The sequence below is a fragment of the Streptomyces sp. NPDC047841 genome, from assembly GCF_040704085.1.
Lineage (GTDB): Bacteria > Actinomycetota > Actinomycetes > Streptomycetales > Streptomycetaceae > Streptomyces > Streptomyces argyrophylli.
On sequence record NZ_JBEYRP010000069.1, the window covers coordinates 1 to 11,381 of the forward strand.

General features: G+C 68.6%; 10 protein-coding genes and 3 pseudogenes. 8 read left to right on the forward strand and 5 right to left on the reverse strand.

Annotated features, from left to right (window positions below; translation table 11 throughout):
- The first annotated feature begins 41 nt into the window (after positions 1-41).
- From AB0947_RS42280 to AB0947_RS42290, 3 genes are read left to right on the forward strand one after another with little or no spacing between them, the layout of a single operon-like run.
- Complete coding sequence (locus tag AB0947_RS42280; RefSeq protein WP_366755688.1) at positions 42-1,016, forward strand: fumarylacetoacetate hydrolase family protein; 975 nt, start codon at positions 42-44, stop codon at positions 1,014-1,016.
- Positions 1,016-1,771, forward strand: coding sequence for an SDR family NAD(P)-dependent oxidoreductase (locus tag AB0947_RS42285; RefSeq protein ID WP_366755679.1), 756 nt, complete (start codon positions 1,016-1,018; stop codon positions 1,769-1,771). The genes AB0947_RS42280 and AB0947_RS42285 overlap by 1 nt, the downstream gene beginning before the upstream one ends.
- 44 nt (positions 1,772-1,815) lie before the next feature.
- Positions 1,816-2,979, forward strand: coding sequence for an alpha/beta fold hydrolase (locus AB0947_RS42290; RefSeq protein WP_366755680.1), 1,164 nt, complete (start codon positions 1,816-1,818; stop codon positions 2,977-2,979).
- Positions 2,980-3,092: 113 nt separating this feature from the next.
- Here the strand turns inward: AB0947_RS42290 and AB0947_RS42295 are convergent.
- The 5 genes and pseudogenes from AB0947_RS42295 to AB0947_RS42315 all read right to left on the reverse strand — a co-directional run.
- Positions 3,093-3,494, reverse strand: a pseudogene (locus AB0947_RS42295) (DUF3732 domain-containing protein); the annotation flags it as partial.
- Between the two features lie 24 nt (positions 3,495-3,518).
- Positions 3,519-3,773 (reverse strand): hypothetical protein, encoded by a 255-nt coding sequence (locus tag AB0947_RS42300; RefSeq protein WP_366755681.1) that lies wholly within the window; start codon positions 3,771-3,773, stop codon positions 3,519-3,521.
- A gap of 787 nt (positions 3,774-4,560) precedes the next feature.
- Positions 4,561-4,738: pseudogene (locus AB0947_RS42305) on the reverse strand (cold-shock protein).
- 223 nt (positions 4,739-4,961) lie between these two features.
- Positions 4,962-5,435, reverse strand: coding sequence for a hypothetical protein (locus tag AB0947_RS42310; protein WP_366755682.1), 474 nt, complete (start codon positions 5,433-5,435; stop codon positions 4,962-4,964).
- A gap of 39 nt (positions 5,436-5,474) precedes the next feature.
- Positions 5,475-7,076 carry an ISL3 family transposase gene (locus tag AB0947_RS42315; RefSeq protein WP_366755683.1) on the reverse strand — a complete coding sequence of 534 codons (1,602 nt, stop codon included), beginning with the start codon at positions 7,074-7,076 and terminating at the stop codon, positions 5,475-5,477.
- A gap of 324 nt (positions 7,077-7,400) precedes the next feature.
- Here AB0947_RS42315 and AB0947_RS42320 point away from each other — a divergent pair, with 324 nt between their 5' ends.
- The 5 genes and pseudogenes from AB0947_RS42320 to AB0947_RS42340 form a co-directional block, all read left to right on the forward strand.
- A complete protein-coding gene (locus tag AB0947_RS42320; protein WP_366755684.1) occupies positions 7,401-7,664 on the forward strand; it encodes a hypothetical protein in 264 nt (87 codons plus the stop codon).
- Positions 7,661-8,026 carry a hypothetical protein gene (locus AB0947_RS42325; RefSeq protein ID WP_366755685.1) on the forward strand — a complete coding sequence of 122 codons (366 nt, stop codon included), beginning with the start codon at positions 7,661-7,663 and terminating at the stop codon, positions 8,024-8,026. Before AB0947_RS42320 ends, AB0947_RS42325 begins: the two co-directional genes overlap by 4 nt.
- 78 nt (positions 8,027-8,104) lie before the next feature.
- On the forward strand, positions 8,105-9,097 hold the full coding sequence (locus AB0947_RS42330) for a hypothetical protein (protein ID WP_366755686.1): 993 nt from the start codon (positions 8,105-8,107) through the stop codon (positions 9,095-9,097).
- 66 nt (positions 9,098-9,163) lie between these two features.
- Positions 9,164-10,771, forward strand: coding sequence for a hypothetical protein (locus AB0947_RS42335; protein ID WP_366755687.1), 1,608 nt, complete (start codon positions 9,164-9,166; stop codon positions 10,769-10,771).
- Positions 10,772-10,940: 169 nt separating this feature from the next.
- Positions 10,941-11,381 (forward strand): annotated as a pseudogene (locus AB0947_RS42340) (IS5 family transposase); the annotation flags it as partial.

Sequence of the window (11,381 nt, forward strand, 5' to 3'; positions counted from 1 at the left end):
TAACCCCCTGGGGGGGGCCCCCGGCGCCGCCCGCCCCGGTTGTGAGGGGGTCCCCCCCCGGGCACGGCCCCCCCGCCGGGGGGGGGGCCGGAGTCGTCGACGACTCCGGCCTCCACCCCCTGCCGCAGGGCACGAGCGTTCTGGATCTGGTGCGCGCCGGACTCGGCGAGGCACTGCGCGTCGGAGCCGAGGCTCTGGCCCTTCCCGTTGTCGCCGCCCACGGCGAAGGCCGTGTGCTGCCTCCGCTCACCCCGCCGTCGGTGCGTGACTTCGTCGCCTTCGAGGAACACGTCGAAGGCGTCGTCGCCAGCGTCGGCAGCGGAGGCGGCGTCGTGCCCGAGTGGTACGAGGCGCCCACCTTCTACTTCACCAACCCCCACGGTCTGGTCGGCGCCTTCGACGAGGTCCCGGTTCCCGGCGGGTCGGCCATGCTCGACTACGAGCTGGAGGTCGCCGTGGTCATCGGCCGCGACGGCTCGTCCCTGAGCCCGCAGCAGGCCCGGGATTACGTCTTCGGCTACACGGTCCTCAACGACTGGTCCGCCCGGGACCTCCAGCGCCGCGAGATGCAAGTCACCCTCGGACCCGCCAAGGGCAAGGACTTCGCGTCGACCCTCGGACCGTGCCTGGTCACCGCTGACGAGCTGGAGCCCTTCCGCGACGCCGAGGGCTTCCTGGCCCTGACGATGAGTGTCTCCGTCAACGGCAAGGAGACCGGCCGGGACCTGCTGTCCAACATGGGCTGGCCCTTCGAGGACCTCATCGCCTACGCCTCCCGCGACACCCGGGTCGTCGCCGGTGACGTACTCGGCTCCGGCACCTGCGGCAACGGAGGCTGCCTCGCCGAACTGTGGGGGCGGTCCGGACAGCTGGAGCCGCCGCCGTTGAAGGCCGGGGACGTCGTGGAGATGACCGTCGAGGGCATCGGCACCATCCGTAACACCGTGGTGCCCGGCCGACCGGTCCCGCCGGTCCCGGCAGCTCGTCCCCGTCCCCGCCACAGGGAGCGCCCGTGATGACCGGACGCCAGCAGGGAAAGGTCGTCGTCGTCACCGGTGCCGGACAGGGCCAGGGCGCCGCCGAGGCAAGACTCCTCGCCCGCGAAGGCGCCGACGTGTGGGCCGTCGACCTCGGGGAGCAGCCCACCGAGGAGCTGCCCGGGGCGACGTACCGCCGCTTGGACGTGACCGACGGCGAGGGCTGGAAGCGGCTGGCCGACGAGATCGGCCGGATCCACGGCAGGGTCGACGGACTGGTCGCCAACGCCGGCATCACCTGGCGTGCCCGCCTCGGTGACCTGACCGCAGCCGACCTGGCCCGCGTCCAGGAGGTGAACGTCACCGGCACCCTCCACGGCATCCAGACGCTGGCCCCCCTGATGACCGACGGCGGATCCATCGTGGTCGTCGGGTCGGTCGCAGCCCTCACCGCCCACTTCCCCCTGGCCTACACCGCCAGCAAATGGGCCCTGCGCGGGCTCGCCAAGGTCGCCTGTCTCGAACTGGGGCCCCGGGGGATCCGAGTGAACACCATTCACCCCGGATACATCGAGACCCCGATGACCGCCAGCGCGTCCGCGCCCTTCCACGACGCCAACGTCGCCGAGACCCCTCTCTGCCGGACGGGAACCGTCGATGAGGTCGCACCGCTGGTGAGTTTCCTCCTCAGCGACGAAGCGTCCTTCATCAGCGGCGCCGAGATCCCGGTCGACGGCGGGATGACCGCCCACGGCGGAGTGAAATCCATCAGCGACGCCGTAGCCGCAGGCTGACCGCACAGCCTGGCCGTACCACCCCAGCGAAAGGAATCCCCACCGTGTTCGAGTACTTCCCAGGCAATTACGTCTGGAACCTGGGAGTCGTCGCCGCGCTCAACAGCGGCGGCCTCATCGACGAGGTCGACCGCGCCTGCCGCCCCATCCGCGACATCGCCGGCCGCGGCGAGGACGTCGGCACCCGGGAGCTCCTGGCCGCTTGGACCACCCTGGTCGACTCGATGGAGCAGCAGGCGTCCAAAGCCGCAACCGCCGGCCGCAAACGCACCGCCGGCCAGATGTACGCGCGGGCAGCGAACTACCTGGTCAACGCCGAACGCATGCAGTCGATCTCCGACCCCGACCGGATCGCCGTCTACCAGCGCTGCTTGGACCTGTTGGAGCATTCCTTCGAGCTGGCCGACCCCACCACCACCCGTGTGGCCGTGCCCTACGAGGACACTCACCTGCCCGCCTACTACACGCAGGCAACCAGCCCCGACGGTCGCCCCACCCCGGTGATGATCATGTGGAATGGGCTGGACAGCACCAAAGAGCACATGTACCTGTCGGGCTTCTCCGCCGAACTGGCAGCCCGGGGCATATCCACCCTCATGGTCGACTGCCCCGGCAGCGGAGAGGCCCTTCGTCTGCAGGGCCTGACCTCCCGGATCGACACCGAGGCATGGGCCGCAGCCTGCGTCGACTATCTCCAGAGCCGCCCGGACGTCGACAACGACGCCATCGGCCTGGTCGGATGGTCGCTCGGCGGCTACTACGCCCCCCGGGCCGCCGCGTTCGAAAAGCGCCTTGCGCTGGTTGTCGCCTGGGGAGCCAACCACGACTGGGGCACCGTGCAGCGCCGCCGCCTCGCCCGTGAGGGGGAGCGTCCCGTCCCGCACTACTGGGACCACGTCCTGTGGGTTTGGGGCCACTCCAACGTGCAGGAGTTCATCGAGTTCGCCGACCAAGTGAACCTCGACGGCGTCGTCGAGAAGATCACGGTGCCGTTCCTGGTCTGCCACGGTGAGAACGACCGCCAGATACCCGTCGAGTACGCTCACCGCAGTTACGACCAGGCAGTCAACAGTCCCAAGCGGGAACTGCGCGTCTTCACCGCCGCAGAGGGCGGTGCCGAGCACGTCGGCCTCGACCACCTTCCACACGTCAGCTCCTTCGTGGCCGACTGGGTGACCGATACCTTCGCCGGGCTCGCCGACCGCTGAAGCCCGCTCGCACAACACCGGCTGTGACAGGCCATGCCCCGGACCCACCAGGACATTGCCACATGTATGAGTTCTCCCGGACACCTGAGCCTGAGCCCAGGAGAGCTCATTCATTACCCCACCGACGTCGCGCGCCCCGAGCACCGACGCCGTCCCGTGGCCGGGCCGCCGGCTTCGGTGGTGGGAGTCATGGGCGTCGCGCGACTGCTCACCGGGACGGGGCCGCCCGTTGAATGGTCATAGAAGCCTGTAGTGATCATCGCCTGGAAGACGTTCAGCAGCTTGTGGCGGTCGTTGGCGCCCAGAATGGCTTCGCCTGTGTGGTCGGCTGGGAAGAAGGCCTGCGACGGCTGGTCGAGCACGAGGAGATGAGGCACTAGTGCGCGGTGCTCGGTGAACCACTCGTGCAGGCTGAGCATGGCGGCTACGTGGTAACCAAGGTGGTTCTCACCGCTGCCCATCTCGGGTAGCGGTAGCGGGCCGTCTGCCTTGTCGGCGATGACGGTGAGGCGGTTGACGTCGAGCGGGGGTGGGGGTGCTCATGCTTCGGAGCCTAGTTCGAGCGACTGATAGTGCTCCGGCTCCGGCTCGTTCCGCGTGGCGGCGTCGGCGCGCGCCAGGGCGGTGGACACCGCTTCGCCGACGGGGGCCAGGTCGTGCACGGTGACGGCCGGGTTCAGACGGTCGACAACGGTCGCGCCGAGCCGGTGGCGCCGGGTTCGTTCGTAGCTGGCTCGCAGTTGCGGGTCGCGGGAGATGCACTGCCGGGCAGCACGGTTTACCAGGTCCTGCACCGTGACCGCCTCACGGTGACGCTCGTGGACAGCACGAGGTGCGGTCCCAGCCGGGTGAAGGCCATGCCGTACACGGGCTGGGCTGGGTCACAGTTGATCACGCTCGGGAAAACACCGCGCGGTCAGAGCTGTTACAGCCGCCACGGAAGCGACGGCGCCCCCGCCGAGAGGGGCGGCCCGGGTCGGAAGGGCGGCTGGGCCCTCACAGACAGCGGCTGGGGCTGCGGCCGACGCAGACATGCCTGAAAGGTGGCTCCCACGAGGGGCCCGGCACGAAGAAAAGATGTGGGCCCAGCCGCAGGGGGGCGCACACCGCCGGGCCTGACACCCGGCACATCGGCATGCCAGCTATGGCCCTGCGCCGCAGCCGTTGATGGCGGTCCCGCGCGGCGTGCGATCGGAGCGCGGGACCGCCGACCCCGGTTGTCCTGTCAGAGCCGGGAAGTGAACCGTACGAAATGGCATCATTCTTCGCACGTACATCTGCGTGTGGGCGCGGCTTGTCCTCGTTCCATGGGCTGCCGTGGGATCGGCGGATCGTCCGGCACAGGTGCAGCAGCGCGAGGCCGGCGAGGCATCCCCAAGGCCCCGCTGCGGAGCCCACGAAAGAGGCAACGGTGGGACGTGCCGAGGCCACTCGGCACGTCCCAGCAGGCGGGCCTGCCGGTTGTGGCAGCGGCCGGTCCGCAGGCGTGGCTGCGGACGTTCAAACGCCGGCCGGCCCGTGTGCTCGCCGTCTCATCCGGACCCGGGAACGCTCTCCCCCGGGCCCGGATGACGTCCAGACTCAGGCGGGGGTGATGTTCTCTGCCTGCGGACCCTTCTGGCCCTGAGCGATGTCAAAGGTGACTGCCTGGCCTTCCTGTAGCTCGCGGAAGCCGGAGGCGTTGATGTTGGAGTAGTGAGCGAAGACGTCAGCCGAAGCCCTTTTCGGCGTTGAACCACTTGACGGTTCCGCTGGCCATGCCGGTGCCTCTCAGTCGCTGTCAGGAACCGCACCGCGCGGTCCCAGAGGTGATCGCCCTGGCTCGGCACTGCACAGCATGGCTTCGTTCACTTCAGCAGCGTTTGTCATCGGTTTGGGTGGCGATGGGCGGTCGGCCGGTCCGTGGATGTTCACGAGAAAACTCGGGTTCTGGCACGAGTTGTGTGATGGGCTCACGCAGAGTGACTGCGGCTGTGAGGGGGTCAGATCTGGTTTCCCGGGTGCCGGGCGTTCCAGGCGCTGATTATTGCTGCTCGCTGGTCGTCGAGATTCATGACGTCTTCGGGGGATGCCGGGGCGAAGATGTCGACTATCTCGGAGCCCTCGCTCTGCTGTTCCGAGTGGCGGACGTATGCCTGCCGGCCGTTGGTGAACTGTCGCAGTTGTCCGGAAGGGTGGACGTTGGGGCGGGCTCCCTGGCAGCACAGGAGGCGACCGTCACGTTCGAGCTGTTGCCGGGCCTGGGAGAGGCAGTCGAGATAGTCGGTCCCGGTGAACTCTATGCATGAGTGAGCATCGACGAGCGCGATGAGAGCGATAGAGGGATCACTGAGGCAGATGGTGACGTGACGCACCAGGCCAGCAGCATCAACGGTCTGAAGGCCTATCTCCTCGGTCCACTTCGGCCGAGGAACGTCGCTGTTGTCAGTTGTGTCCTGCTCGAACCGGCTATTCATACCGACCATGATCTCTGCATTGTTAGGTCAGGGAAGCTCTCACTCCGCCAGCAGGACGCGCTTGCGGAGGAGGGCGAAGCCGGCGCGGCCGAACATCTGGCGCTTGAGCATCTTGATGCGGTTGACGTGTCCTTCGACGACGCCGGAGCTCCAGGGCAGGGTAAGGTCGGCGATGACCGCGTCGCGGTCTCGGTCGATGCCGGCCGCGAGAGTGTGGAGGCTGGGAAGGTCGTCCTGGCGGACGGCGTCGAGCCACTGCGGGAGTCGTTCGCCCTGGCGCTCGGTGAGCATCTGGGCGAAGGATCGAACGTGACCGGTCAGGGCGTCGAGTTCGGGGCAGTTGGCCAGGACGGCCTTGAGCCGGAGTTGTTCGATCTCGGTCAGGGTCTCGGGTCTGCTGAGGATCCATTTCGTCACCACGCGGGGTGCCGGCGGTTGCGCGGTGACCGGTCGTGGCGAGGTGCGCTTCTCTCGCAGGTAGGCGCTGACCCGGCCGTAGCTGCCTCGATAGCCCATGGGAACGATCTCCGCCCAGAGCTTCCAGGCGGTGGTGCAGCCCTCATCCCAGCGTTCGTCCAGGTAGGGCTTGTACTCGTCGAGGACGGAGGTCCTGTTGTGCTGCCACTGGCCGCGGAAGAGATCTTCCGGCTTCGCTGCGTCGGCGAGGCTCTTGACGGTGCGGTGGGTTATGTTCAGCTGGCGCCCGATGGAACGGCGGCTGTGGCCGGCTTCCAGCAGCGCGTGGACCGTCGCGTGCCTGGCTCGGACGCGGTTGGCGAATCGCTCGCTCCGCCATGGCGAGTCCGTCTTCTCCTCGGACGGCGCAGGTTCGTCGGCCTTCTGCTCAGGATCGGGAACCAGGACGCGAAAGCACTGGCGGTGTCGGGCGACAGAACGCTCAGCAGCTTCCCCGAGGTTGTGCCACAAATGCCAGCGGTCGGCGACCTGCGTCGCCTGGGGTGCCCCGGCTGTGGCGCCTTCCGCGAAGAACGGCGCACGGTCCCGGCAGACGATCTCGATCCCGGGTCGCTTCGCCAGCCGTGCGGCCAGGCTGGACGCCTCTCGGTCAGGCAGCAGATCCACCGGCCGACGGGTCTCGACGTCGACGAGCACCGTGCCGTAGACCCGTCCCTTGCGAGTGGCGTACTCATCGACGCCGACTACGCGCGGGGCCGGGACTTCGGGTTCGGGCAAGGCACCGAGCAGCCGTAAGAGTGCACTGCGGCTGATGGACACCCCGAAGGCCCGTGCCATCCGGGCGCCGGCCCGGCCGGCGAGGGCGAGCCCCACCGCGGCGAGAGTCGACCGCAACCGCTCCGTCCGCCTGCTGTACGGCCGGGTCAGCCCGGGCAACTGCTCAGCGAACGTCTCCCGAGCACACGAAGACTGCGGACAGAAGAACCGCCGAACTCGCAGTTGCAGGACCACCAGACGTCCCCCGCTCGGCACGTCCGCGGGAAACCGCAGATAAGAGCTGTGCACCCGGGTCGACTCGCTTCCACAGTCCGGGCATGCCGCCCCGGCCGACGTACTGCTGACGTTGACGCGTATCGCCTCGTGGCTCACATCCAGCGACTGCACCGACACGTCCGCGATGGACGGTAACAGCAGGCCCTCCACGGGAGGCGATGTCTCTTCCACGACGTCGCACTGTCGACCACACCAAGATTGGCCCCGGTCGTTTTCAGGCAACTTCCCGAAGCCTGTTTGGAGCGACGGCCGTCACTCAGCGTGCGCGCTTCACGGAAGTCGTGCCAGAACCACGACTCGTGAATAAAGCCAGCCCCCAGAGCACCCGGATCCGCCGCCGGGCCCTGGCCTGCAACGAGAACCCCTGGCTTGCTTCGTCCCCGTGTTGTGCGCGGTGCCGTACACGGCGCGGCGTCCGTCCGACCGCAGGGCTCCGGGACACCCGCACGGCCATTTGCTAGTCAGCGGTATCAGTGCCTAGCTATGGTGGTGGGTATGGCAAAGCAGACGAACATCCGGCTGGACGATGACGTGAGGGCGGCCGCCGAGGACCGCGCCAAACGCCGCGGCCTGAGCCTCCAGGGATACGTAGCCGACCTCATCGAGGCCGACGTGAACCAGTCCCGCGCGGCCTTCATGGCCGGCGCTGCATCATTTCTGGCGGCATACACGGACGTGTTCGATGCTGAGGTCGGCGAGGACCGGTACCCCGGCCTCGAGGGCACCCCGGCAGAGACGGCACCGAGGGACGCCGCGTGAACCTCCGCATCGACCTCGCGTGGATCCTGGCAGTGGCCCAGCAGATTTCGGGAGATCCGCAGGTTGTCGACTACGGCGTCCCCGTCGCGGCGGAGGCACGTCACCGGGCGGAGATCCTTGACCACGAGGTCTACCCCGAGCCCCATCACAAGGCTGCGGCGCTGCTGTGCGAGCTGGCGAGAAACCCGAGCCTGGAGATGAGGAACCTGCTGTTCGCGGCCACGGTGACCGCGGCCTACCTGTCGGCGTGCGGGATGCCGGTGGGCCCTGGCCTGGACACCGTTCTCCCGCTGGCCCGCGCCGCCCGGGACGGGCTCCCTGTACGGGAAGTCGCCGCTCAGATCAAGACCTGGACGAGCTGATCGAGCGGCCCCTCATCGCGGTACCGAGCCAGGTCAGGTCCAGATCGTCGACAAGCGTCGACCCGGTCACCCACCTGCGTGGTCAAGACCACAGTCCCCGCGCTTGCAGCACTACGCAGGGCCGGTCACGCGGCAGATGGCGCCTCGCTGCTCCTCCAAGGACCCCTGCGACCAGAGGCGCTGGTAGCCGGGGCGCTGAACGACAACCCGTTCGTCCTGCGCCCGGTCAACGGCGGCGCCCCCGTCCAGCTGAAGGCGGCGGCGGTGCAGTCGCGCGCCGCTGCGGAGTTCCTGGCCGCCGAGTACCGCGACGGCACCGGGCTCAGGCTCGGCATACAGCAGTTGTTCGAGGAGGTGGTGTGGGGCGAGGAGGAACGCTCCGACGACGCAGAGCGGGCCTGGCAGCAGCTCGGGCTGCATCTCGGGCTCGCCAGCACGCGGCCGGAGAAGCAGTACGGCACGGGCCCGGACAACCTGTGGGCGCTCTCGGGCGGGCGGCAGGCCGTATGCGAGCTGAAGACGGGGTGCACCACCGACACGATCGCGAAGAAGGACATGGACCAGCTCGGCGGCAGCGTCCGCTGGCTCAACGACCACAACCCGGAGGTGGAGGCCGTGGCGGTCATGGTGCACCCCAGCCGGGTGTGCGACGACAAGGCCATCGCGGTGCCAGGCATGCGCGTCGTCACCCCGGCCCTGTTCGAGAAGCTGAAGAAGGCCGTGACGGCCTACGCGGCCGCGCTCGCCAGCAGCCCGGACCGCTGGGCGGACGAACAGGCCGTCCGCGAACAGCTCGCCCACCACAAGCTCACCGGTGACCGCTTCTTCGCCACCTACTCCGAACCCGTGCGCGCCTCATCAACACCCGGAAGTCTGGAGGGTCCTCGGCTGGTACGGGCCGCCGCGTATACCGGCCGGCAGGCACAGGCGGGCGTCCCCGCGGGCCCCTACGGTGGGCGGCGGTGGCCGGTCGGCCGTTCCCGGCATTGTTCGCCCTGCCCACCGGAGCCGGGGGGCGAGGCGAGGAGTTCGGCGTACGGAGAGGGTCGGCCTGTCAGAGGGGGTTCGTAGGGTGGGTGTGTGGTGAGAGTTCCATGGGAGAGGCTGGCTGAGAACCCCAGGTTGTCGGAGTCCTTGGTGACGCTGCTGGTGATGCGCCTGCGGGAGCGCGCGCAGGCGGTCGACGGGACGGGCGGGGACGGCGGCCGGGACCTGTTCGAGTACACCGACGGCGGTGAACTGGTCGTGTACGAGGCGAAGTCGTTCACCGGCCGGATGAACGCCGGACGCCGCAGGCAGGTGAAGGAGTCGCTGGTGTCTGCGGCCCGTCACCAGCCGGACCACTGGGATCTCCTCGTGCCGATCGACCCGAACCCCGCCGAGCAGCAGTGGTTCGACGGCCTGCGCGATGAGTTTCCGTTCGTACGACGGTGGCTGGGGCGCAGCTGGCTGGACGAGAAATTCGCCGCCCATCCTGAGCTGGTGCGCTACGCACTGCAGGAGGCCGAGGGCTATGTCTTGGAGTGCATCGCCGAGGCGCGTGCCGAACGCGACACGTTGGCTGGCGGGATCTCCGACTACGCCGAGCGGGCCAGCGCGCTGCATACCCGAATCCAGGAAATATCACCCCACCACGCGGTTCACACCTCCATGGACGCCGACGGTCGGACGGTCGTGCACCTGACGCCGCGGGGGCCCGACCTGGACGGGCAGGGCACCATCCGGTTCACCGGCCGGGTCCGCTTCGCCGATGGAGACCCGCAGGAGGCCCGCCGAAGGCTGCGGTTCGAGGAGACCATGCGCTTCGGCGGAGAGGTGGAGCTGAGCGCGGACAATCTCGCCGAAGCCGCCCTGTCGGGCCCCGCCGGGCTGGGGCTGGAGCGGATCACGGTGGGCGGTGTGCGCATCACCTCGCCCCGGCAGGAGGTGACGCCGCCGCTGCGAGGGCAGGTCGTCGTCCAGTTGCCCTCAGGCGTTCCGCTCGCCTCCCTGCCCGTGTCCTTCACGCACCGGGTGAGCGGGACGGACGGCGGAACCCTCCACGGCAGTGACATGACTGGGTTGATGCGAGTGCGGCTGCGCTACAACCACCGCGATCTCTCCGCTCAGCTGAAGTTTTCCTTCCAGCCGCCCGAGGCGGCGATGCCGCAGACGATGGTGCCAGTGCTCCGGCTGCTCAGCCAGGCCACGCCCGGTCGTTTCATGGAACTCGCCTTCGCCGGGGAGGCAGCCGGCCGGGTGCGAGCACCGATCAGCACGACCATGACGCCTGAGGGATGGGAGCCGGGCGAAGCCCAGTTGTGGGCCGATGCCTTCGACGACCTGACACGGCTGCAGAGCAGGACCGGCTGCTTCTTCCCCGTTCCCGACAACTTAACCAAGCGCGATGCACGTGAGGTCAGGGACATTCTCTCCCTGCTCGACGGGGAGGAGGTCGTGCTGCGGGGCAGCACGGTGTCCGTGGGCGTCGACAGCGGTGAAGCCCTCATCCAACTGGGGGACCTCCGTGCTGGGATGTTCCGCGTCACCGTCGGCTACGAGGGGATGCTCTTCACCCTCGGCCAGCACCAGATCGACCTCGGTCCCTGCACCGAGATCTACACCATGGACAAGATCCTGAACATGAAGGAGGCCCGGCGCGACCTCGCCACGCGCGGGCACGCCACCGTGGTGATGCGCATCGCCGAGCGTTTCCCGGCCGTGCGCTACCTCGGGCCCGAACGCACCAGCAGCGCCGAGGAGTGACAGGAGCCGCCGAGCCGATGGCCGCACGGGTCCGCAGGAACGCTCTTGGACGTAGGGCCTCTGGTGGCCGCGTCATCGACGGGCCGACGCTGTCCTGGAAGATCACGACACGGGGCGGACCGCCTAGGAGTTGTCGTCAAAGTGATCTTGGTTGGTGGATCATGGTGTGGTGATACGTCGCCATGAACTGTCCGATGCTGAGTGGGACTTGATACGCCCGTTACTGCCCCGGCCTGCGCTGGGGCGGCCTCGGCTGGACGACCGGATGATCCTGAACGGGATCGTGTGGAAGTTCCGGACCGGGGTGGCCTGGCGGGACGTGCCTGAGCGGTACGGGCCGTGGACCACGCTCCATACTCGCTTCCGTCGCTGGGCGGCGGACGGCACGTTCGACCGGATGCTGCGAGTCGCCCAGGCCAGGGCGGACGCCGCGGGTGACATCGACTGGCTGGTGTCGGTCGACTCCACCATCGTCAGAGCCCACCAGCATGCTGCCGGGGCCCGAAAAGGGGGCCCCACAGCCCGGCCCTCGGCCGGTCCAGAGGCGGTCTGACCAGCAAGATCCACCTCGCCTGCGACGCCATCGGTCGACCGCTCGCGTTCGTCCTGA